Genomic DNA, 22394 nt, shown 5'->3' with positions numbered 1-22394 from the left:
TCATTGTACTATAAAGTTTGTCAAAAACCTAGACGGACGCCGGAAAAATTCAACTGCTTCATTGACTTGCCTCTTTTTACTATGCTATTATATTGAAGTATGTTTAACGACTGCTTATGGCATTAAGCTCCGAACGCTTACAGAGGAGGTGTAATTCATGTCTCGCAAATGCTTCATTACAGGGAAGTCCCCTAAACAAGGTAACAACGTTTCCCACGCGAACAATAAAAGCAAGCGCACATGGGGTGTCAACGTGCAAAAAGTACGGATTCTCGTTGACGGCAAACCAAAGCGCGTTTATGTGAGCACCCGCGCATTGAAATCCGGCAAGGTTACACGCGTGTAATCATAATCGGAAAGCCAAAGAAGCACCTGACCGCCAGGTGCTTTTTTTGTTTGTCGTTATTTCTAATCCCTTGCTTCATTATTTCGAGGCAGGACGGCATGGGAAATTGGCGGATACGCCATTAGCTGCCGCCGCCCGAATATGCGCAGAACCGTTCGATCGCATGAGGGAACCGCCCGCTTCAGCCGCGGGAACGGTTTGATTATGAATCCTATCGCCGAATGAAAGCCGACGTAAGCGGCACAAGAGCGGCATCGCTCGAACCTGGCGTCTTTCGTGCTGTTAATCCGATTAAGTACGTGATGCCGCCCAACCTCTTAGTTTTTGCTGAACGTATTCAAGATCGCTTTAACGAATCCACCCAAAAATTTCGGCAGCTTCACCGTATAAAATTTCATAAGTACCCCTCCCGAGAGTTTGCGTTACTGTCAGTATATTCTCCGTTCACCGGAAAAGTGCCTACCGTTTTGGAACAATATTCCCTAAAGAGTGACCTTAACACTTTCAGAATCGTTCAAGGATAAGCGCTCATGACCCTTCGGGTCACAGGTTATGATGAAAACTCCGCGCACAATCGCGCATTTTCGCAAAACGGCGGCTCTGTCTTTTCCGAAGGAAGCGCGGTTACCGGATATCTTTGGATAATCGGCGGCGATACGCTTCTCGATGATACAAGGATAAACGCCTACGCCGTCTTTTAAGAGGAGGCGCGTTTACCGGGAAATCGAACAATCAGCAGAGATATACTTTCTAAGATTTCAAAAAAGGCTACAAAAGCTCGCGCTCTTGTAACCTATAGTATGTTTGCGTTTTTTTATTTATGCGATTCGACTTGGATTTTCTGTATCCGATCGTTTTACTTCTTATCGATGCCTTCCAAATATACCGGATTGATCGGCCAGTCGTAAGCATAAGCAAGCATGACATAGATGGCCGGCATGATAAGCGCGAAAACGACAACCGATGCAACGAAGCCGATTCTCGCTCCGATCGAAGAAAACATGCGGAAAAATTTGATGCCGGCCACAATCGCTCCCAGCGAGAACGCGTACCGGAAAACGCCCTCCACCAAGATGAAGGCGGACATCAATGCGCCGCACAGCAAGCTAAAAGTCATAAAAATAAGTACATTCCGTAATCCCGCCACAGTGTATCCCCCTATTAGGCATGACCGCGAATCAGGCGGATCGCTTCCGCCCGGTCCGCCTTGGCAAAGACGGCATTGCCGGCTACAAGGACATTTGCGCCCGCTTCCGCTGCAAGACGAGCCGTCTCTTCATTCACGCCGCCGTCCACTTCAATATGTACCCGCTCCAGCCCGCGTTCGACAAGCATCCGCTTTAAGCCTTTGATTTTATCAAGCATGGATGTAATGAATGATTGCCCGCCGAAGCCCGGGTTAACCGTCATCAGCAGTACGAGATCGACGTCCCCTAGCACATGCTCCAGAGCGCTTAACGGAGTCGCCGGATTTAGCACGACTCCCGCCTTCACGCCTTGCTCGCGAATCAGATGGATGGTGCGGTGCAAATGCGGGCAAGCCTCGGCATGCACCGATATGAGGTCGGCACCCGCTTTGGCGAATGCCGGTATGTACAGGTCCGGGCGCTCGATCATCAAGTGAACGTCGAGCGTAAGCTTGGTGTGCGGGCGAATCGCTTCTACAACAAGCGGTCCGAGCGTAATGTTCGGCACGAAATGGCCGTCCATCACATCGACGTGAATCCAATCCGCTCCCCCGCGCTCGACATCTCGGATCTCATCCGCAAGCTTTGCAAAATCTGCGGACAAAATCGACGGCGCAATCAATAAATTCCCCATCGTCAATACCTCCGTTTTCTATCGCGCATCTCGGCTAGAAACGCCATGTATGAACGGTATCTCGAGGACGCGATATTTCCGGCCTCGACCGCTTCCCGAACGAGGCAGCCCGGCTCCTGGTCGTGAACGCAGCCGCGAAACCTGCAGCCGGCCGCATAACCCTTAAACTCCCGGAAGCAGGAGCCCAGCTCTTCAGGCTCAAGCTGAACGAAATCCAGCTGGCTAAACCCCGGCGTATCGGCAATCCAGCCGCCACCGTCGAGAGGCACCAGCTCGACGTGACGGGTCGTATGCTTCCCTCGGCCCAGCTTGTTGCTGATTTCGTTCGTCGCAAGATTGAGACCCGGCACAAGCGCGTTCAGTAATGTCGATTTCCCTACGCCCGATTGTCCCGAGACGACGCTGATCGTGCCTTCAAGCAGCTTCATAAGCGGCGTCACGCCTTCTCCTTGCAGCGCGCTCGTTACGAAGACCGCATAACCGATCGCTTCGTAAAGCCGAGCGGCCTCTACCATCTCCCGCTGTCCGTCTTCATCAAGCAGGTCGCGCTTGGTCAGGCATAATACGGCGTCCATTCCGGCATGCTCGACGAATACGAGAAACTTATCGAGCAGCGGCAGGTTCAAATCCGGCTCCGCCAGCGAAAAGACGAGAACCGCTTGATTCACGTTGGCGACAGGAGGCCTGATGAGCTCGGTAGTCCGCGGGAACAGCTCGTCCACCGTACCTTCTCCGTTTTCGGTCAGCTCGAACAAAACGCGGTCGCCGACAAGCGGCGATATTTTGTTTTTCTTAAAAATGCCGCGCGCCCGGCATTGAACCAGGCGCTCTTCGAGACTCCCGCTTGCGGGCTCGCTGTCCGGCAGCACGTAATAATAACCGCTTAACGCTTTTACGATTAATCCTTGAGGCATGCGTTACCTTCCTCCCGGCGAAGAGCTTGGACTCGATTTCGGGCTCTGCGCCGGGGCGTCGACCGGCTTGACGGATTCCGAAGGCTTCGGAGTCGGGCTCGGCGACGGCGGATTTTTTGTCTTCAAATAATCCTGATACGTAAATGTCTGCGTATCGTACAGCGTGTTGTCGCGGTAAACCTGAACGACGGCATTTTTATCCGGCGTCAGCGTCACTTGTACGGAAACGGCTTCGTTTTTGCTTACGTCCATCGTTTTGTATTCCGAATTTTCTTTCCTGGCGTCGCTGACGACGATGCGGAATTTCGACGTTTTACCGGCCGTTGCAGGCTCGAACGTCTTATTGAGCATAAACGTCTCCGTCACCGCGTTCGCCGGCGGTCCACTGCTGACGAACAGCACGATATCGCCGGCACCGTCGTCCACGTCTTCGTCCGGCTTGTAAGGATGCTGGGCGATTACGCGGCCCTTGGGCTGGTCGTAGCTGGGCTGCTCGACAACGCCTTCCGCTCCCGGCGTAAGGCTCAAGTTCATGCTTGTCAAAATGCCTTTCGCTTCGTTCAGCGTCTTACCGGTCAAATTGGGCATTTTTTTCTTCTCAAGCCCTTTGCTGATCGTAAACTTGAACTGCGGTTTCATCGGATCAAACTCATCGTTCGCATTCGGCGTTTGCGCGACAATCGTATCTTTCTCTTCCTTGTGGAATATTTCTTCCGTTTGCAGCTGGATGTCGGTATAGCCAGCAGATTTGAGCTCCTGTTTGACGGCCGACCATTTCTTGCCTATATAGCTCTGCATGACCTGTTTTTCGACACCTTTGCTGACCGTAAGGTTAATAATCGAGCCTTCTTTGATTTTCATCGCGGACGGGCTTTGCCGAATAACCCTACCTTTCTCAGTCTCCTTGTTGAATTCTTCCGTTATCCGATAATTCAAATTGACCGCTTTAAGCTCCGCTTGCGCTTCCTCCAGCGGCTTCCCTTCGACGTTCGGAATCGGCACGTCCTTCGGCATCGAATCCTGCACGTATTTGACACCGAACCACATTCCGACGATCGTGACAAGCAAAATGACGGTCCATACGACCGGCGCGACCCATGATTTTTTCTTTTTGCCGCGCTTCGGTACATCGTCGTCGTCATCGCCGTCCTGCGGAAACGAATCCGAGCGGATGGCAGGCACGACACGCGTACGCTCCTCGTCCCATTCATCGGCGTCGGCAAACGAAAGCTTCGGTTCGTTGCGCCGTTCGGGCAGCATGCAGGTTTCCAGATCGCTCATCATTTCTTTAGCGGACTGGTACCGCTCGTCGGGATTTTTGCGCATCGCTTTAAGAATGATATTTTCGATGCTCTGCGGAATAAGCGGATTCACCTTGCGCGGCTCCTCGACATTTTCCTGCAGATGCTTAAGAGCAACGCTGATTGGACTTTCGCCGAGAAACGGCAGCTTGCCCGTAAGCATTTGATATAAAACGATGCCAAGCGAATACAGGTCGCTCTTCGCGCCCGCCGCAATGCCTTTGGCATGCTCGGGCGAAAAATAATGGACGGAGCCGATAACGGAACCGGTTTGCGTAATTGTGGATGACGTAGCCGCCCGGGCGATCCCGAAGTCGGTTACTTTTACCCTTCCGTTTTTGCCTATTAAAATATTATGAGGCTTAATGTCGCGGTGAATAATTTGATTCGAATGGGCGTGATCGAGCGCATCGCATATTTGCGTAGCGATATGTATCGCGTCTTCCACCTGCAAAGGGGCCTTTTCTTTAATCAAATCGTTCAGCGTCATGCCTTCGATATATTCCATTACGATGTAGTGGATATCCTCTTCCTGGCCTACATCGTAAATACTGACAACGTTAGGATGGGACAACGATGCCGCGGATTGGGCTTCTCTGCGAAAGCGGCGAATGAATTCCTCGTCGTGCACATACTGCTGGCGAAGAACCTTAACAGCCACATTCCGGTTCAAAAGCAGGTCGTGCCCTTTATAGACGATGGCCATACCGCCTCCGCCAACTCGGTCGAGCAGTTCGTAACGTCCTCCGAGTTCCTGTCCGATCACACGGCATCACCTCCCTGCACGTCAGACTGCTCCTTTACATTGACCATCAGGACGACCGTAATATTATCGTCGCCGCCGGCTTCCAACGCTTTCTCGACAAGCTCGTCGACCTTCGTCTCCAAATCGCTGTCCGACCGCAATATGGCGGCGAGCGTTTCGCTATCCACAAGACTGCTCAGGCCGTCGCTGCACATGAGGACCATGTCCCCTTCCGTCCAGTTGAAATGATGCACGTCCACAACAACGTTCGGCTCCGTGCCTAACGCCCTGGTCAATACATTGCGGCGAGGATGATGCTCCGCTTCTTCCTTCGTAATTTGTCCGCTGCGCACGAGCTCATAGACAAGAGAGTGATCCTCCGTCAGTTGAACCAGCTGTTCTTTATCGATTTTGTAGGCGCGGCTGTCACCGATATGTCCGATAACAAGGGCGTTCTCGGATGCCGCTGTCACGACGACCGTCGTGCCCATTCCATGATACTGCTCTTTCGAGGAAGCGACATCGTAGATTCGCTCGTTGGCCTGCTCGATGGCAGACCGAACAGACGCTTCCAACTGCTCGACGCCCATTTCGCTGGAAAGCAGGTTCAGTTGTTCGGCAATCGCCTCGATCGCCATTTGGCTGGCAATGTCGCCCGCTTGATGACCGCCCATTCCGTCGGCGACGATCGATACCGTAATCCCGTTTTGCTCCGGCAGCACGACAGTGCGGTCTTCATTGACTTGCCGGATACGTCCGACATCGGTACGGCCCGCTGTTTTCATCACTCATCACCTCGCACTCGACTCCAAATGCTTCGCACGAAGCTGTCCGCATGCCGCGGCAATATCGCTTCCTTGCTCTCTTCGAATCGTGGCATTCACTTTGTTCTTCTCCAATATACGCTGGAACCGGAAGATATGCTCTCGCGGCGTTCGCACATAATTGCGTTCCTGCACGAAATTAACCGGAATGAGATTGACATGGGCAAGCGGCATTTCCTTCAATACTTCCGCCAGCTCTTCCGCATGCTCCGGCTGGTCGTTCACGCCGCCCATCAAAGCGTATTCGAACGTAATGCGCCGGCCCGTCTTCTCGGTATAATACTTGCATGCCTGGATCATATCCGCGAAAGGAAAACGGCGGTTGACCGGCATCAGCTTGGAGCGCAAAGCGTCGTTCGGCGCATGGATCGAAATCGCCAGATTGATCTGCGTGTCCTCGTCGGCGAAACGGTAAATGTTGGGCACGATGCCGCTCGTCGACACTGTGATATGCCGCTGGCCGATGTTCAGCCCTTTCTCGTGAATCATCACTTTCAGAAAGGTCATCATCGAATCGTAGTTTTCGAAAGGCTCGCCGATGCCCATAATGACGATGCTGCTGACTCTTTCGTTCACCGCATCGAGCAATTGCTGGGCTTTGACGACTTGAGCGATAATCTCGCCGGGAGCAAGATCGCGTTTCAAACCGCCAAGGGTCGAAGCGCAAAACGTGCAGCCGATCCGGCAGCCTACTTGTGTCGTTACGCAAACGCTGTTTCCGTAGCTATGCTTCATGATGACGGTTTCGATCGCATTTTTGTCCTGAAGCTCGAACAGAAACTTGACTGTGCCGTCCTTCGATTCGTAGCGCGCAATTTCGTCAAGCGTAACGAAACGGAACTGTTCTTCGAGCAGCTCCCGCAGCGCCTTCGGCAAATTGGTCATTTGCTCGAAAGAGGTTACCCGCTTCACATAAAGCCAGTCGAATATTTGGCCGGCACGAAATGCCGGCATTCCGTTCGTCTTGACCCATTCCTGCCACTGCTCGAACGAATAATCGTAAATAAACGGTTTCATTCTATCACAACCTGTACTTAGACTCTTATTTCTGGTAAAGACTCGATTAAAGCTTATTTTATCATAAGCGTTCATGATCGGAAAGCGAAGCGGCCTCTGCTGCAAAAGCGTCATGCAGCCAATACCCGGCTCGTTGCCGCTTTGCCATAATTGAAGCGGGTTAAGCGAGCCAATCAGCCCTTGCGCAGCCGTGCGATGAAGAAGCCGTCCGAATGGAAATGATGCGGAAGCAGCTGAAGCATCCCGCGCCTGCCTTCTGCTTCGAGCTCAGGCGGCAAAGCGCCCTCCGGGAACGGCTCGAGACGAAATTCCGGATGCTCGCGGGTAAACCGCTCGATCATCCCCTCGTTTTCGCTCCGTTCCACGGTGCATGTGCTGTAGACGAGAATGCCGCCCGGCTTAAGCAGCTTGTGAACGGATTCGAGTATCGCATGCTGAACGCCGCAAATATCCTCAATATCCGTCTCCGCTTTGGCCCATTTCAGGTCCGGCTTTCTCCGGATGACTCCCAGGCCCGAGCATGGCGCATCAAGCAAAATGCAATCGAACGACTCGGCCTCGAATGCGGCGTCCAGCTTCTCCGCGTCGCCTACTATCGTCCGTATGGCGGAAAGACCCAGCCGGTCGGCTTGATCGCGAATGAGCTGCTCCTTGTGAGGATGCAGGTCGCAGGCAACGATCGTCCCATTATCGCCCATCTTCTCTGCCATATGCGCCGTCTTTCCGCCCGGGGCCGAGCAGCAATCCAGCACGCGCATGCCCGGCCGGGGGGATACGGCCTCCGCGACGAGCATTGAGCTTTCGTCCTGAACGCTGATTTCGCCTTCGGCATACCAGGGAGTCAAGGCAAGATTCCCTCCGCCTTTGACTACGATGCCTGCCGGAGCGAGCTTCGAAGGCGCCGCATCCAAGCCGGAGGCGGCTAACGCTCCGAGCATGTCCTCCCTTGTCCGCTTCATCCGGTTTACCCTTGCGCTTGCATGCGGCGCTTCGTTGTTCGCTTCGCACATTCGCGCGGTTGTCTCCTCGCCGTATTGGCGAACCCAGCGGGCAACCAGCCATTCGGGATGAGAATGAAGCAGCGATATTTGGCGGACCGCATGCCCGTCCTCGCCGATCACAAGCGCATCCTTCTGCCTCAACACATTGCGAAGCACACCGTTGACCATCCCGGAAATCCCTTGATGGCCTTTTTTCTTGGCGATGTTTACCGCCTCGTTAACCGCTGCGTGAGCAGGAATACGCTGCAGGTAATAAATCTGGTAGAAGCTCAGCCGCAGCAAGCTGCGTACCCAAGGCTCCAGCTTATGAATGCCCTTAGCGACGAATCGGGCGAGAAAATGATCGATCGTATTAAGCCGCTGGATCGTACCGTACACCAGTTCGGTCGCAAGGCCGGCATCAGGCCGCTCCAGCTTGTGCTTCTGCAGCATCTGATTCAGAAGCAGATTACTGTATGCTTTATCGGTATCTACGCGCGTCAAAACGTCCATGGCGATTTCCCGCGCAGATTTGATTTTGGATCCGCCCGATTTGCTCGAACGTTCGTTCAAATCGAACTCCTCCTTCCGTTCCAGCGAACCGATTCCCGTATATGCGAGCTCTTGAATGAAGGATTCGCGTTACGATTCCCGGTCCGCTTCTAAGCTTGCAAACTCCTGACCCCGTACTTATTGTCCGAGTACGGTACCGCTCGGCAATGCCGCACCCCGCCGAAATTGAGCGACATCCATCGCTTTTTTGCCGGCCGGCTGCACGACGGTTAGCCAGAGCGTGCCGCCGCCGGTCTGCACTTCCATCCCCGCATCGGAAAGCTGCAGCACCGTTCCGGGCACAGCATCCGCCTTGCCGGCTTGGCCTTGGCTTGCCTCAGACGGCTTTAGGCTTGACCAAACTTTAAACACCTCGCCGTTCAGCGTCGTAAACGCAACCGGCCACGGGTTCAGCCCGCGAATTTGATTAAACAGCTCGATCGCTGTTTTATCCCAACGCAAAAGCTCGTCTTCGCGTTTGATATTCGGCGCGATCGTCGCCTCCGCATGATTTTGCGGCACCGCTTGCAGCTTACCGGACAATAGCTCCGGCAGCGTCCGTTTCAGCAATTCAGCGCCTGCCGCGCTTAGCTTCTCGAACATCGAACCGCCCGTATCCTCGTCCGTAATCGGCACTTCCGTAACCGCCAGCATATCTCCGGTGTCCAGCCCTTCGGCCATATACATGATGGTAACGCCCGTAACGGCTTCGCCCTTCAGAATCGAATGCTGAATCGGCGCCCCGCCGCGGTATTTCGGCAGCAGCGAAGCATGTACATTAATGCATCCGTGCTTCGGCAGCGCCAGCACCGATTTCGGCAATATTTGCCCGTAAGCCGCCGTAACGATCAAATCGGGCTCGAATGCCGCAAGCGCAGCGACCGATTCGGGGCTGCGCATTTTTTCAGGCTGAAGTACGGGGATGCCGTGCTTCTCCGCTTCCACTTTGACAGGCGGCGGCGTCAAAATCCGCTTGCGGCCCTTCGGGCGGTCCGGCTGCGATACGACGGCGACGACATCGTAGCCTTCCGCCAGCAGAACGTTAAGCGCCGGAACGGCAAAATCCGGCGTTCCCATGAAGACAACCTTCACACCGCTCACTCCTCGTCCTCCTGTTCTTCGCTGCGGTACACTTTCTCCGCTAAATCCGTAAACAGAACGCCGTTCAAATGATCGACTTCATGCAAAATACAGCGGGCCAGCAGCTCCGTGCCTTCGATCGTAATCGTCTCGCCGTTCCGGTTCAGTCCCTTTACGACGACCTTCTCCGCACGGCGCACATCGCCTTGCAAGCCCGGAATGCTTAAGCAGCCTTCAGGTCCGAATTGCTCGCCTTCCGTCGATACGATCTCAGGGTTCACCAATTCGATCAGACCGCCGTGCTCCTCACCGCAGTCCATTACGATCGCCCTTTTCAAAATGCCGATTTGCGGGGCAGCCAAGCCGACGCCGCGGGCATCGTACATCGTATCCGCCATATCTCTGAGCAGCTTTTGAATATTCGGCGTTATGCTCGGTACGTGCTTCGCTTTCTCCCGAAGCACCGGATCGGGCTCTTTTACTATCATTCGTATCGCCATGTCGTTAACCACCTTTTCCCTCTCGCAACATTTACACTATGCGGACCGATTGTCCGTTACATCAATAATTGCGGATCGACGTCGATGCCGATCTGGACGTTATGCTGCCTGCATACGTCGTCAAACGCTTCCGCAGCTTTCGCAATAAGCGAGGGAAGCTGCGAATCCCCCCGATATTTTATCATGCATTGGAATCGATATCTATCTTTGATTCTCGGGATCGGCGAGGCTACTGGCCCCAGTACCATCGCATCGTCGCTTCCGTCCGTTTCCCGCAGCAGCAGCTCTTTAATATGCCCGACAAGCGATTCCGCCGTTCGGACTAGCATAGGAATCTGCTCATGCGAGATCGTAATCAGAATGAGCCGGTAATAAGGCGGGTATCCGCCGGCTTCGCGCATGCGGAGCTCCTCCTCGAGGAACGCCTCATAATCGTGCCCGCTCGCCGTAACGATGCTGTAATGCTCCGGCGTGTACGTTTGGACGAATACTTCGCCCGGCAGCTCGTGCCTGCCCGCCCTGCCCGCGACCTGCGTCAGCAGCTGAAACGTCCGTTCTCCCGCGCGAAAATCGGGCAGATTCAGCACCGTATCCGCCGCGATGACGCCGACGAGCGTAACGTCCGGGAAATCGAGTCCTTTGGCGACCATCTGCGTCCCGAGCAGAACGTCGGCTTCCCGATTGCGGAACATGGTGAGCAGCTTTTCGTGGGAGCCTTTCTCCGTCGTCGTATCCACGTCCATCCGAATAACCCGAATGCCGGGGAAGAGCTTGCCGAGCTCTTCCTCGACCTTCTGCGTGCCGGTTCCGAAAAAACGGATATGCTCGCTGCTGCAGCTCGGACAAGTACGAGCTTGAGGCTCCGCATAGCCGCAATAATGGCAGCGGACGGTTTGCGAGCTTTGATGATACGTAAGCGATATGTCGCAATGCGGGCAACCGAGCGTATGGCCGCATTCCCTGCACATGACGAAGGTCGAGTAGCCTCGACGGTTCAGAAACAAAACGACCTGTTGTTTCTTTTCTAACCGTTCTTCGATCGCTTTATACAAAGGGCGGCTGAACATCGACCGGTTCCCCTGCTTCAGCTCCTCGCGCATATCGACCAGATGGACGGGCGGAAGCGGCCTGCCTTGTACCCGTTCCTTCATTGTTAGCAGCCGGTAAGCCGAGGGATGCGCCACGGCTGCCGCTCTGCCGGCGTTTACTCCGGCAAACGGACTTCCTCCCGGTCCGGCCTGCCGGCCGGCGGCTCCGCTCCGGTCATCCCGTTCGCTGGCCCGATAGTAACTTTCCAGCGACGGCGTTGCGGAACCGAGTACGACTGCCGCTCGATGGCGAATCGCCCGCTCGATCGCGACCTCGCGCGCGTGGTATTTCGGACTGTCCTCTTGCTTGTAGGACGTTTCATGCTCTTCATCTATTATGATAAGGCCGAGACTCGTAAAAGGTGCAAAAATCGCCGAGCGGGCGCCGATAACGACACGCACCTGCTTAAGCGCGATTTTCCGCCATTCGTCATAACGCTCGCCATTCGAGAGACGGCTGTGCAGTACGGCCACTTCGCTGCCGAAACGGCCCTTGAAGCGCTCGACCATTTGCGGTGTCAACGATATTTCCGGAACAAGCACGATCGCTTCGCGCCCCTGGTCCAGGCATTGCCGTATCGCCTGCAGATACACCTCCGTCTTCCCGCTGCCGGTCACGCCATGCAGCAGGAACACCTCATGTCTGACGGCAGTCAGTGCAGCTTGAATAGGCTCGAACACAGCGGCTTGCTCCTCCGTGAAGGGCAGCGGCTGCGTTCGCTTAAACTCGCGGCCGGCGTACGGATCGCGGAATACCTCCGTCTCGCGGAGTCCGATCCAGCCCTTGTCGGCCAAGCCTTTGACGGTGCCGGCCCCGACGTTCAACTCCAGCGCAAGCTCCGTCAGCCGGACTGGGGCAGGGTTCCGGATCAGATGCTCAAGCACTTCTTTTTGCCTTTTCGCGCCGGCCGGAAGCTTGCTCACGCATGCTTCCAGAACGGAAGGATCCTCAGGCGGATAAACGACAAGCACTTTTTTGGCGGACAGACGATTTTTGATCGTCTGCACCTCAAGCAGCTCCCCGCTTTTAATCATGCTTTGAATAAGCGCACCGTCACCGGCGAACCTTTCCAGCAGCTGTTCGAGGGGCACATGCTCCTTGCTGCGGACGAATGCCGCTATGTCGGCGCGATTATCAAATGAAAGCTGTCCGAACCCTTGTGCGGCAGCCTCCTCGTCGGCAGCCCCGCCTAACGTTACATAGCGCTCGTACTTAGCCTTGAGCGCCCCGGGAATCATGGCTTGGAGCGCGGTAATCTCATGACATAAATAGGTGCGGCTCATCCACCGTGCCAGCTCGACAAGCTCGGGGGTAAGCGGAGGCACGAGGTCCATCACTTGGGCGATCGGCTTCAGCTTGCTTGCGGCGACGTCGGCGCGCTCCGACATGCTGACGACAAAGCCTTGAACGACGCGCGGTCCGAACGGCACGCCGACCCGGCTTCCGATCGCCAGCCATCCCCGCATCGCATCCGGAATGATATAATCGAAGGTGCGGTTCGTCTGCTTCGCCGGCACGTCGACGATCACATTGGCAATCATCAGCTTTCGCTCCCCGCAGCCGAAACCCGAGCCGCGACAAGCTTGAGCAGCTTCTCCGCCACTTCCAGCTTGCTCAGTATAGGCATTGCTTCGAGGAGTCCGTTACGGTCATACACGTTCACGATATTCGTATCGAGACCGAAGCCCGCTCCATCCAGCGAGACGTCGTTTACGACAAGAAGATCGCAGTTTTTCCGCATCAGCTTGTCCATGATCATCTGCTCGGTCGGCGCCGTCTCGGCTGCAAAGCCTACGACGAATTGATGGGTCCGATTCTCTCCAACCGTCTGCAGTATATCTTCGTTCTTCACAAGCGTTATCGTCATCGTGTCTTCTTTCTTTTTAATTTTGCGGGCTTCTTGCACGGCCGGACGATAGTCCGCAACCGCCGCGGATTTGATCACGATATCCGACTCGTCGAGCCTCGACATGACCGCTTCCAGCATATCCCGCGCCGAAATGACCGGAATGACCCGAACGCCTTCCGGCGCCGCCAATCCCGTTTTGGCGGTGACAAGCGTGACGTCGGCCCCCATCCTTCCGGCCGCTTCGGCGATCGCATACCCCATTTTGCCTGAAGAATCATTCGTCAAATAACGGACCGGATCGATCCGCTCGATCGTTCCGCCTGCCGTGACAAGCATCCGTTTGCCGGCCAAAAGCTTCCGCTCGGCAAACATCCTTTCGAGATACGCAACGATTTCCTCCGGCTCGGCAAGCCGTCCCTTGCCCACGTAACCGCATGCCAGCTGGCCGACGCCGGGTTCGACGAAACGCACCCCGCGCTGCTGAAGCACCGACATATTGCTCTTTACGGCCGGATGGTCGTACATATGCACGTTCATCGCCGGCGCGACGACGACCGGCGCCATCGTCGCGAGAAGCGTCGTGCTCAGCATATCGTCGGCAAGCCCATGCGCCATTTTGGCGAGCATATTTGCCGTTGCCGGCGCTACGATGACGACATCCGCATGATCCGCCAAGTCGATATGCGAAACTACCGCTGCGTTCTTCTCATCGAACGTGTCCGTATACACATCGTGTCGCGACAGCGTTTGGAATGTTAACGGCGTGACGAATTGCAGCGCCGACTCCGTCATGATGACGCGGACTCGGGCGCCGGCTTGGGTCAGCTTGCTGCACAACGCCGCCGCCTTGTACGCGGCAATTCCTCCGCATACGCCGAGCAAAATCGTTTTGCCTTTCAGCATCTTACGGCCTCCTTGTTCCCCTGAAAAGTAACTGGCGGGAATTTTATTAACGACGATATACTTGCTGTTAGACTAAAAAAATAACAACCTCTGCGGGTTGTTATTTGGTACTACTTGGTTGCTTCCTTGTGCAGCTTCTCGTAGTGAATGTAATCCATATAGAGCTCCTCGAGCGCTACGCCTACCTGCTTATGCGATTTCGGATTGCGAAGCTCGGATTTCGTCCCTTCGCGCAGCTTGCGCGCGCGTTTGGAAACTGCGACGACCAAAGAATATTTGCTGTCGACCTTGTCAAGCAGCTTATCGATCGAAGGATACAACATTGTCTGCCACCTCTTCCAGCCATTTTTGAATTTTCGGCGAAACTCGCTCTCTCTTGCAATGCTCCGCTGTAAGGATCGCCTGGACGCGCTCGCATGCCTTCTGCACTTCGTCATTGACGATCGCATAGTCATAATGCTCCAGCAGCGCCAGTTCTTCAACCGCCACGTTCATCCGGCTGCGAATCGTTTCCTCGCTTTCGGTACCGCGCGTCGTAATCCGGTTTTGCAGCTCGTTCAGCGAAGGAGGAAGCAAGAAAATAAAAATGCCCTCAGGAAACTTTTGTCTGACTTTAAGCGCACCCTGAACTTCAATCTCCAATATGATATCCTTGCCTGATGAAAGCGTCCGTTCGACGAAATCCCGCGGAGTTCCATAATAATTGCCGACGTATTCCGCCCACTCCAGCAGCTCGTCTCCCGCGATCATCGATTGGAATTGTTCCTTCGTTTTGAAAAAATAGTTGACGCCGTCTACTTCCCCTTGTCTCGGGGACCGCGTCGTGGCGGATACCGAATAAACGAGATCTTCGGCGCACTTCCGAAGCTGGGCGCAGACCGTTCCCTTACCGACGCCGGACGGGCCGGAAAGCACGATCAGTATGCCTCTTCCCTCGTTATTCAGCTGACCAACATTATTCGTCATGATCATCGTCCTTGTTGGAAAGTCGATGCGCCACCGTTTCCGGCTGTACCGCTGAGAGGATGACATGATCGCTGTCCGTGATGATGACGGCGCGTGTACGGCGTCCGTATGTGGCGTCGATAAGCATATGGCGGTCGCGCGCCTCTTGAATGATCCGCTTGATCGGTGCGGATTCCGGACTCACAATCGAAATAATCCGATTTGCGGATACGATGTTTCCGAAGCCGATGTTAATAAGTTTGATGGCCATTGTTTTCCTCCTAAAAGTTTTCCGTTAGGAAAGTCGACGTCTAGGCATGAGCTTGTTTTTCTTGTGCAAGAAAATGGCGTCGTCAGCGTCAACTCGAAGCTTTCCGAAAGGAAAGTTGGCGTCATATGCATCGATTACTGGATAAATGAAGACAATGATTCAGTCTTGCCGTTCGCAAGATGACCTATACAAGATGACGTTAACGAAAAATTGCGAACGTACGAGTATATACGCTGTATTCGGAGAAACGTTCCATGATTTCGTTTATTATTCGACATTTTGCACTTGTTCGCGCATTTTCTCAAGCTCGGCTTTCATGGCTACGACATATCCGGCAATCTCAGCGTCGTTCGCCTTCGAACCGATCGTATTCACTTCGCGGTTCATTTCCTGAATCAAGAAATCGAGCCGTCGTCCAGGCGGTTCCCCGCCGTCGATCAACTGCGAGAATTGAATAAAATGGCTCGCAAGCCGGGTTAATTCCTCGTCAATGTTCGATCTTTCGGCAAAAACGGCCGCTTCGGCAACGACCCTGCTTTCATCTAGCGGCAAAGCGCCTAGGAGCTCCTCCAGCCTGCCGCGCAGCCTGGTCTTGTAGTCCGATGCGACTTGCGGCGCTTTGTCCCGTACCGAACGGTGGAGTCTCTCCATCTCGGCAAGACGGTTCAGCAAATCGGTCCGCAAATGGCTTCCTTCCGCTTCGCGCATACGAACGAGCTGCTCCAAAGCTTCGCGCAAGCATGCCTTCAACTCTTCCTCGAGTATGTCCGCATCATTCGTCTCCGCCTCGCTGAGCCGCACGAGCTGCGGGATTTGCAGCAAATCTGCGATTCGAATCGGCTCCGTCAAGCGGAACTTTTCCTGCAGCTGTTCGGCGGCCTGTACGTAAGCTTCGGCAAGCGGCCAATCGATAACGGCCTTCTGGCCGAAGGACGCTTCCTTCTCCACCGTCACATAAACGTCTACGCGGCCGCGTTTGATCGACTGCTGGACGGTTTTTTTCAGACTGTCCTCGAACGGCTGCGCTTCGCGGGGAAGCCTTACGACGATTTCGGCATAACGATGATTGACCGATCGCGCATCGATATGGAGCCGATAACCGCCCGCGCTGCGCGTCGCTTGCCCGAACCCGGTCATACTGACGATCACTGGCATCACATCCCAACCATTTTAATTCATTTTATGTCTAGGGACAAGAGGTAATCGTTTTGGCTCCGGTCTTCTCCCAAACGTATTTCGTCAGCTCCGCGGTCATCTCGGAGAACATCATCGGCGTCATCAAATAAATGCCGTTAAAATATCGGATTACTTCATCGATCAGTTCCTTAGCAATTTCAACCCCGGCGCGGCGGCCTTCTTCCCCTTCAAGTCCCGCCATCCGGCTTCGCGCAGCTTCCGTAATGCGGATGCCCGGCACTTCGTTATGCAAATATTCGGCGTTGCGGCCGCTAATGAGCGGCATGATGCCGATAAAAATCGGCGCCGAAATATGTCTGGTCATAGTATACAGCTTTTCCACGATCGCCGGGTCATAGACCGGCTGCGTCATAAAATAGTCGGCGCCGGCTTCGATTTTTTTCTCCATCCGCTGGACGGCCTTCTCCAAATATTTAACGTTCGGATCGAAAGCCGAGCCGACGACGAATTTCGCCTTCTCCTTCAGCTGCTTTCCCGAGAAGGCCAGGCCGCCGTTAAGCTGCTTTGTCATCCGGATCAGATCGAAGGACGTCATATCGTATACCGAGCTTGCGCCGGGCAAATCGCCGACGCGGGCCGGATCGCCGGTAATCGCCAGCACATGATCGATGTCAAGCGCATGAAGTCCCATCAGATGCGATTGCATGCCGATCGAATTGCGGTCCCGGCAGGCGATATGCACAAGCGGCCGGACGCCCAGCTTCTCCTTGACCAAATAGCCGGTCGATACGTTGCTCATTCGCGTTTGCGCCAGTGAATTATCGGCCATCGAAATCGCGTCGACTCCGGCATCGCGAAGCGTCTCGGAGCCCTTCATGAACTTCTCGACCGACAAGCCGCGAGGCGAATCGAATTCGACGATGACCGTATGGCGCCGCTTCACCAGCTCGACAAGCGACAGCTCGTCGTCATGCTCTCCGCCGCATACGCACGGCTGCTGCACGATCTCCGCCGTTTGCTCCGCATCCGCCGCAGGCGCCCGATCGGGCTCGGCATGCTGCGCGGCGGTACCTGCCGCCGGGCTTTGTACGGGAGCCGCGGCCGCACCGCCTGCCAGCGCCTGGGCGATCGCCGCGATATGCTCGGGCGTCGTTCCGCAGCAGCCGCCGATAATGCGCGCGCCTAACGCCGCGAAGCGTCCGGACATCGAGGCGAAATATTCGGGCGGCGCCGAGTACGTATATTGGCCGTCCACAAGCTTCGGCAAACCCGCATTCGGATAAACCGAGAACGGCACATTCGGAATCGGCGTCAGCTTCTCCAGCGCGCGGAGGATGCCGTTCGGACCGCTGTGGCAATTGAAGCCGACCACGTCCGCGCCTTCGCTCGCCAGTTGTGCGAAGGCGGTATCGAGGGCGATGCCGTCCCGGGTTACGCCGCTGTCCTCCGTTACGAATTGGCAGATAACCGGCAAATTCGTCAAGCTTCTGGCGACCCGCAGAGCCGCGAGCAATTCGTCATGCTCGTAGAACGTCTCAAGCAGCAATCCGTCCGCTCCCGCTTCGAGCAGCGCCTCCATCTGCTCGCGGAAGTCGTCTTCCAGCTGCGCGTTGATGACGACGCGGCGTCTGCCGGATCGAATCGAGCCGACCGCGCCGACGACATAGGCGTCTGCGCCGACCGCTTTGCGGGCCAGCTCCACGCCTGCGCGATTGATGGCAGCCACGTCCAGCTCGAGACCGAATTTGGACAGCTTTTCGCGGTTTGCCGTATACGTGTTCGTTTCGATAAGTCTCGCTCCCGCATCATAATACCGGCGGTGCACGTCGGCAATGACGTCGGGCTGCGTTATGTTCAGTTCCTCATATGAAATGCCGACCGGTAGCCCCAGATGGTACAAATACGTACCCATCGCGCCGTCTCCGGTCAACGTACGTTCCTTAAGCGCTTGTCGCAAGTCCTGTTTCATGTTACAACCCTACCGTTCCATGGAATACTTCCTGCGCCGGACCGGTCATATAAACGTGATTGTCTTCCTCGTTCCATTCGATATATAGATCTCCGCCTTTCAGCGATACGGTTGCCTTGCGGTCGGTCAAACCGTTCAGAACGGAGGAAACCAGCGTGGCGCAAGCTCCGGTGCCGCATGCCAGCGTCGGTCCGGCGCCTCGCTCCCAAACACGCATATCGGCGTAATCGCGCGACTTCACGGTTACGAACTCGACGTTGATCTTGCGCGGAAACAGCGGATGGGTTTCCAGCTTCGGCCCCCATGCCTGCAAATCGAAGCTGACGGCGTCATCCACATAAATGACGCAATGCGGATTGCCCATCGACACCGCCGTAAACCTGAACTCGCGTCCGTCCACCTCGATCGGATGGCCAAGCACGACGTCCTGGTCGATCGTCGTCGGCACTTGCGTGCCTTTAAGAATCGGCTGCCCCATGTCGACGCGAACCGTCGCCACTTTGCCGTCCTGCACGCTAAGCTGCACTTTTTGCACGCCTGCGCCGATCGTTTCGATCGTAATTTCTTCCTTATCCGTCATGCCGTGATCGTAGACGTATTTCGAGACGCAGCGAATCGCATTGCCGCATTGCTCCGCCTCCGACCCGTCCGAGTTCATAATGCGCATCATAAAGTCCGCCTTCTCGGAAGGCAAAATATAAACGAGCCCGTCCGCGCCGATTCCGAAAAACCGGTTGCATAGCTCTATTGCAAGAGCGGCGGCGTTATCCGGAAGCTTCGGCTCTCCCACTACTACGATAAAGTCGTTGCCTAATCCATGCATTTTCGTAAAATCCATCGTTCTCCACTCCCGACTATGATCTATCTATCGATTATGCAATCGCCCGCCGAACCATGCCGGCATAGCAATCGTACGCAAATACGGGCTAACCGTCCCTCACGTTTGATTAGCCATTATCATACCTCAAATTTTAATGCTAGAGTAGTCTTTCGCTATTATATTTTCAATCGTTTTCAAGGATAAACGGCTTCGCCGTCCTAAACGCTTTCGAAGAAAGCGACTTCGTAAGCATAGCTAGGAGTGGCGTGTTTACCGAGGTTTAGAGCTGCTTTCATGATATACGTTCTGATCAACCAAGAAAACTCACGCCCATCCGTCCGCTATCAAGCGTCGTTTCTGTTCCGCCCGCTCCTTATGGCCGTTCCATGCCGCGTCCGTCTTCTTCCATTATACCACATCGGCAGGTTCGCATGAACGCAAAACCGCCGCCAGCAGCGTGGCTGCAAGCGGCGATTGCTTACCATGACAGAAGGATAAGCTGCGATTGAGATTTACTTCGCAAGGGTGCGCGTTCCTCCGTAAGTGATCCGTTTCTTCTTGGAAGGCTTCTGGAGCACGCTGCCGATTCCCATCAAGAAGGTAGGGATGCCGCCTGCTACAAGCACGAGCAGCCAATCCTTCCCGTACAGGTCGACCGTTTTGAATATAGGCTGAAGCTGGTCGATGTAAAGAACGGCAAGCAGGAGCACCACCGATGAAACGACAGCCAGCACCAAATATTTGTTTTGCAGCGGGTTGCGGTGGAAAATCGAGCGCGAGCTGCGGCAGTCGAATACGTGGATCAGCTGCGCCATGACAAGCGTTGCGAACGCCACGGTCTGCGCCCTGGCCAAAGCGTCGCCGCCGGTTCCCGGATCCTGCTGCAGCGTAATCCAGAAAGCGCCGAGCGTACATAAGCCGATCAATATGCCTCTGCTTATAATCTTCCACCCGAGACGGCGTGCAAAAATGTTTTCTTTCGCCGAACGAGGCTTATGCTGCATCAAGTCTTTCTCCGCCTGGTCGACCCCGAGCGCCATGGCGGGCAGCCCGTCGGTAACGAGATTGACCCATAAAATTTGGATCGGCAGAAGCGGAAGCGGCAGTCCGGCCATCATCGCGAAAAACATCGTCAATATTTCACCTACGTTGGAAGCGAGCAAATAACGGATAAATTTTCGAATATTTTCGTAAATGCCGCGCCCTTCTTCGATGGCGGCCACGATCGTCGCAAAATTGTCGTCGCTCAGTATCAATGCCGAAGCTTCCTTCGAAACGTCCGTGCCGGTAATTCCCATCGAGATGCCGATATCGGCGGCTTTGATCGCCGGCGCATCGTTCACGCCGTCTCCGGTCATCGCCACGACGTGGCCTTTGCGCTGCAGCGATTTTACGATTCGCAGCTTGTGCTCCGGCGCAACCCGGGCATAAACGCTGACTTCCTCGATTCTGGCGTCCAGCTGTTCGTCGCTTATCGCCGCAAGCTGCTGCCCGTTCATCACGAGTCCGTTCGCAGGCAGCATGCCGAGCTGCCTGGCAATCGCTTCGGCGGTTGCCTGATGGTCGCCTGTAATCATAACGGTGCGAATGCCGGCTTTTTTGCATCTTACGATGGCGTCGCGAACCTCCGGCCGCGGCGGATCGATCATGCCTGTCAGCCCGACGAATACGAGATTCGATTCGAGTGCTTCCTCGTCATCCGAATTGCGCTCGGACGGCTTCAGCTCCCGGTATGCCAGCGCGAGGACGCGCAGCGCCGAGCCGGCCATTGCATCATTGGCAGCAAGAACTTTTTGCCGCAGCGTGTTCGTGAATGGAATAACCTTTTCTTCCCACAGAATGTAACCGCATCTGGAAAGCAGCATATCCGGCGCGCCCTTCGTGCAAACAAGCGCGCCGCCCTGATGCTCGACGACGACCGACATGCGCTTCCGCTCCGAATCGAACGGAAGCTCGGTTACGCGCCGGTAAGAGCCCGATAAATTTTGCTGCGTAATGCCGGCCTTCGCCCCCAGTACGACGAGCGCCCCTTCCGTCGGATCGCCTTTGATCGTCCAAAGCGGCTTCGCTTCCTCCTTGCCCTTCTTCCGTTTGACGTCCGGCTGCTCCTGATCGAGCACCGCATTGTTGCACAGCACGGAAACCTGAAGCAGCCTGCGCAGCATTTGATCCTTGCGCATATCAACGACCCTGCCCTGGCACATGATATCGCCATGGGGCTCATAGCCGTCTCCGGTAACCTCCAAGGCGTTCCCGCCCAGCCATAAGTGCGTAATGGTCATTTTATTTTGCGTAAGCGTCCCGGTTTTGTCCGAGCAAATCACCGATGCGCAGCCGAGCGTTTCGACGGAAGGAAGCTTCCGTACGATCGCCTTTCGTTTGATCATCCGCTGCACGCCGAGGGAAAGCGCGATCGTAACGATAGCCGGCAGTCCTTCCGGTATGGCGGCTACCGCCAAACTGACGCCGGCGAGGAACATGCCGTACATCGGCTGTCCATGCATAATGCCCGCTACGACGACCATGACCGTCAACCCAATCGCAACCATAATCAATATTTTGCCGAGCTGCTCCAGCCTGTGCTGCAGCGGCGTTTCCATTTCCTCCGTGCCTTGGATCAGATCGGCGATTTTCCCCATTTCGGTCGCCATGCCTGTCCGGACAACGATTCCTCTTGCCGTGCCGCGCGTTACCATCGTCCCCATAAAGCCGAGATTGCGCTGGTCGCCAAGCGGCACCTCTTCTCCCGCCAGCGGTGCCGTGTGCTTGCCGACAGGCAGCGATTCCCCGGTCAGGGCGGATTCCTCCGCATAAAGACCGTTGGTCTCCAGCCAGCGTATATCGGCGGGGATCCGGTCGCCGCTTTCCAAGAGGACGATATCGCCCGCCACCAGCTCGCGCGCCGGCACCTGGGCAAGCACGCCTTCGCGAATAACCTTGGCCGATGGAGCGGACAGCTCCTTCAGCGCCCGAAGCGACCGTTCCGCGCGAAACTCCTGGAAAAAGCCGAGTACGCCGTTCATCACGATTATCGCTACGATCGTAATCGCATCCAGATATTCGCCGAGCAAGCCGGAAATAAGCGTCGCGCCCATGAGCACGAGCACCATAAAATCTTTGAATTGGTTTAGAAACAATGTAATAGGGGAGACGGCCTTACCCTCCGCCAGCTCGTTCCCGCCATGTTCCATCCTTCGTCTTGACGCTTCATTCCAAGACAAGCCTTCCGCAGGGTCGGTCTGCGTCGCCTGCAGCGTCTCCTCGTCGGTCATCTGGTACCACTTCTTCTGACTCATCCCCGTTTTCCCTCCTCCATGATTGCCCCGAAAAG

Annotated in this window: 20 protein-coding genes; 1 reads left to right on the top strand and 19 read right to left on the bottom strand. The window is 55.4% G+C overall.

The window, feature by feature from the left end; translation table 11 throughout:
- Nucleotides 1–157: 157 nt before the first annotated feature.
- Nucleotides 158–346 carry a 50S ribosomal protein L28 gene (gene rpmB / locus DQG23_RS18735; RefSeq protein WP_113032385.1) on the top strand — a complete coding sequence of 63 codons (189 nt, stop codon included), beginning with the start codon at nucleotides 158–160 and terminating at the stop codon, nucleotides 344–346.
- Between the two features lie 317 nt (nucleotides 347–663).
- On the opposite strand, the gene spoVM is transcribed toward rpmB, so the two are convergent.
- From spoVM to DQG23_RS18640, 19 genes are all read right to left on the bottom strand, one after another.
- Complete coding sequence (spoVM, locus tag DQG23_RS18730; protein ID WP_036658759.1) at nucleotides 664–744, bottom strand: stage V sporulation protein SpoVM; 81 nt, start codon at nucleotides 742–744, stop codon at nucleotides 664–666.
- Nucleotides 745–1202: 458 nt separating this feature from the next.
- Complete coding sequence (locus DQG23_RS18725) at nucleotides 1203–1493, bottom strand: hypothetical protein (RefSeq protein ID WP_113032384.1); 291 nt, start codon at nucleotides 1491–1493, stop codon at nucleotides 1203–1205.
- Between the two features lie 14 nt (nucleotides 1494–1507).
- The gene (rpe, locus tag DQG23_RS18720) at nucleotides 1508–2167 is read right to left on the bottom strand and encodes a ribulose-phosphate 3-epimerase (RefSeq protein ID WP_113032383.1); all 660 of its coding nucleotides are present in this window, start codon (nucleotides 2165–2167) and stop codon (nucleotides 1508–1510) included.
- 2 nt (nucleotides 2168–2169) lie between these two features.
- Entirely contained in the window at nucleotides 2170–3081 is a 912-nt protein-coding gene (gene rsgA / locus DQG23_RS18715; protein ID WP_113032382.1) for a ribosome small subunit-dependent GTPase A, read from the bottom strand.
- 3 nt (nucleotides 3082–3084) lie between these two features.
- Complete coding sequence (pknB, locus tag DQG23_RS18710; protein ID WP_113032381.1) at nucleotides 3085–5148, bottom strand: Stk1 family PASTA domain-containing Ser/Thr kinase; 2064 nt, start codon at nucleotides 5146–5148, stop codon at nucleotides 3085–3087.
- Nucleotides 5145–5912, bottom strand: coding sequence for a Stp1/IreP family PP2C-type Ser/Thr phosphatase (locus tag DQG23_RS18705; RefSeq protein ID WP_113032380.1), 768 nt, complete (start codon nucleotides 5910–5912; stop codon nucleotides 5145–5147). The genes pknB and DQG23_RS18705 overlap by 4 nt, the downstream gene beginning before the upstream one ends.
- A 6-nt stretch (nucleotides 5913–5918) precedes the next feature.
- Nucleotides 5919–6968: a dual-specificity RNA methyltransferase RlmN gene (gene rlmN / locus DQG23_RS18700; protein ID WP_113032379.1), complete on the bottom strand. Its 1050-nt coding sequence runs from the start codon at nucleotides 6966–6968 to the stop codon at nucleotides 5919–5921.
- Between the two features lie 173 nt (nucleotides 6969–7141).
- Nucleotides 7142–8521 carry a 16S rRNA (cytosine(967)-C(5))-methyltransferase RsmB gene (rsmB, locus tag DQG23_RS18695; RefSeq protein ID WP_272949056.1) on the bottom strand — a complete coding sequence of 460 codons (1380 nt, stop codon included), beginning with the start codon at nucleotides 8519–8521 and terminating at the stop codon, nucleotides 7142–7144.
- 117 nt (nucleotides 8522–8638) lie between these two features.
- Nucleotides 8639–9592 carry a methionyl-tRNA formyltransferase gene (gene fmt / locus DQG23_RS18690; protein ID WP_113032455.1) on the bottom strand — a complete coding sequence of 318 codons (954 nt, stop codon included), beginning with the start codon at nucleotides 9590–9592 and terminating at the stop codon, nucleotides 8639–8641.
- 5 nt (nucleotides 9593–9597) lie between these two features.
- On the bottom strand, nucleotides 9598–10080 hold the full coding sequence (gene def / locus DQG23_RS18685; protein ID WP_113032378.1) for a peptide deformylase: 483 nt from the start codon (nucleotides 10078–10080) through the stop codon (nucleotides 9598–9600).
- 56 nt (nucleotides 10081–10136) lie between these two features.
- Nucleotides 10137–12710, bottom strand: a complete 2574-nt coding sequence (priA, locus tag DQG23_RS18680) for a primosomal protein N' (RefSeq protein WP_113032377.1) — start codon at nucleotides 12708–12710, stop codon at nucleotides 10137–10139.
- Nucleotides 12710–13921, bottom strand: coding sequence for a bifunctional phosphopantothenoylcysteine decarboxylase/phosphopantothenate--cysteine ligase CoaBC (gene coaBC / locus DQG23_RS18675; protein WP_113032376.1), 1212 nt, complete (start codon nucleotides 13919–13921; stop codon nucleotides 12710–12712). Before coaBC ends, priA begins: the two co-directional genes overlap by 1 nt.
- 110 nt (nucleotides 13922–14031) lie before the next feature.
- Nucleotides 14032–14244: a DNA-directed RNA polymerase subunit omega gene (rpoZ, locus tag DQG23_RS18670; protein WP_113032375.1), complete on the bottom strand. Its 213-nt coding sequence runs from the start codon at nucleotides 14242–14244 to the stop codon at nucleotides 14032–14034.
- The gene (gmk, locus tag DQG23_RS18665) at nucleotides 14222–14887 is read right to left on the bottom strand and encodes a guanylate kinase (protein ID WP_113032374.1); all 666 of its coding nucleotides are present in this window, start codon (nucleotides 14885–14887) and stop codon (nucleotides 14222–14224) included. The genes rpoZ and gmk overlap by 23 nt, the downstream gene beginning before the upstream one ends.
- Entirely contained in the window at nucleotides 14877–15137 is a 261-nt protein-coding gene (remA, locus tag DQG23_RS18660) for an extracellular matrix/biofilm regulator RemA (RefSeq protein ID WP_009672664.1), read from the bottom strand. Before remA ends, gmk begins: the two co-directional genes overlap by 11 nt.
- Before the next feature lie 267 nt (nucleotides 15138–15404).
- Complete coding sequence (locus DQG23_RS18655; protein WP_238177934.1) at nucleotides 15405–16292, bottom strand: YicC/YloC family endoribonuclease; 888 nt, start codon at nucleotides 16290–16292, stop codon at nucleotides 15405–15407.
- Between the two features lie 31 nt (nucleotides 16293–16323).
- A complete protein-coding gene (locus DQG23_RS18650; protein ID WP_113032372.1) occupies nucleotides 16324–18243 on the bottom strand; it encodes a bifunctional homocysteine S-methyltransferase/methylenetetrahydrofolate reductase in 1920 nt (639 codons plus the stop codon).
- Between the two features lies 1 nt (nucleotide 18244).
- Complete coding sequence (gene dapF, locus DQG23_RS18645) at nucleotides 18245–19081, bottom strand: diaminopimelate epimerase (RefSeq protein WP_113032371.1); 837 nt, start codon at nucleotides 19079–19081, stop codon at nucleotides 18245–18247.
- 494 nt (nucleotides 19082–19575) lie between these two features.
- The gene (locus DQG23_RS18640) at nucleotides 19576–22359 is read right to left on the bottom strand and encodes a calcium-translocating P-type ATPase, SERCA-type (protein WP_113032370.1); all 2784 of its coding nucleotides are present in this window, start codon (nucleotides 22357–22359) and stop codon (nucleotides 19576–19578) included.
- Between the last annotated feature and the right edge of the window lie 35 nt (nucleotides 22360–22394).

Origin of the sequence: Paenibacillus contaminans (assembly GCF_003285015.1) — a bacterium.
Lineage (GTDB): Bacteria > Bacillota > Bacilli > Paenibacillales > NBRC-103111 > Paenibacillus_V > Paenibacillus_V contaminans.
Note: the sequence above shows the minus strand (reverse complement) of the source record. Positions and strands in the feature narration are given on the sequence as shown.

Coding starts and splice junctions, on each gene's coding strand:
- rpmB (WP_113032385.1), top strand. CDS start 158: ATGTCTCGCAAATGCTTCATTACAGGGAAGTCCCCTAAACAAGGTAAC.
- spoVM (WP_036658759.1), bottom strand. CDS start 744: ATGAAATTTTATACGGTGAAGCTGCCGAAATTTTTGGGTGGATTCGTT.
- rpe (WP_113032383.1), bottom strand. CDS start 2,167: ATGGGGAATTTATTGATTGCGCCGTCGATTTTGTCCGCAGATTTTGCA.
- rsgA (WP_113032382.1), bottom strand. CDS start 3,081: ATGCCTCAAGGATTAATCGTAAAAGCGTTAAGCGGTTATTATTACGTG.
- DQG23_RS18705 (WP_113032380.1), bottom strand. CDS start 5,912: ATGAAAACAGCGGGCCGTACCGATGTCGGACGTATCCGGCAAGTCAAT.
- rlmN (WP_113032379.1), bottom strand. CDS start 6,968: ATGAAACCGTTTATTTACGATTATTCGTTCGAGCAGTGGCAGGAATGG.
- def (WP_113032378.1), bottom strand. CDS start 10,080: ATGGCGATACGAATGATAGTAAAAGAGCCCGATCCGGTGCTTCGGGAG.
- priA (WP_113032377.1), bottom strand. CDS start 12,710: ATGATTGCCAATGTGATCGTCGACGTGCCGGCGAAGCAGACGAACCGC.
- coaBC (WP_113032376.1), bottom strand. CDS start 13,921: ATGCTGAAAGGCAAAACGATTTTGCTCGGCGTATGCGGAGGAATTGCC.
- rpoZ (WP_113032375.1), bottom strand. CDS start 14,244: ATGTTGTATCCTTCGATCGATAAGCTGCTTGACAAGGTCGACAGCAAA.
- gmk (WP_113032374.1), bottom strand. CDS start 14,887: ATGACGAATAATGTTGGTCAGCTGAATAACGAGGGAAGAGGCATACTG.
- remA (WP_009672664.1), bottom strand. CDS start 15,137: ATGGCCATCAAACTTATTAACATCGGCTTCGGAAACATCGTATCCGCA.
- DQG23_RS18655 (WP_238177934.1), bottom strand. CDS start 16,292: ATGCCAGTGATCGTCAGTATGACCGGGTTCGGGCAAGCGACGCGCAGC.
- DQG23_RS18650 (WP_113032372.1), bottom strand. CDS start 18,243: ATGAAACAGGACTTGCGACAAGCGCTTAAGGAACGTACGTTGACCGGA.
- dapF (WP_113032371.1), bottom strand. CDS start 19,081: ATGGATTTTACGAAAATGCATGGATTAGGCAACGACTTTATCGTAGTA.
- DQG23_RS18640 (WP_113032370.1), bottom strand. CDS start 22,359: ATGAGTCAGAAGAAGTGGTACCAGATGACCGACGAGGAGACGCTGCAG.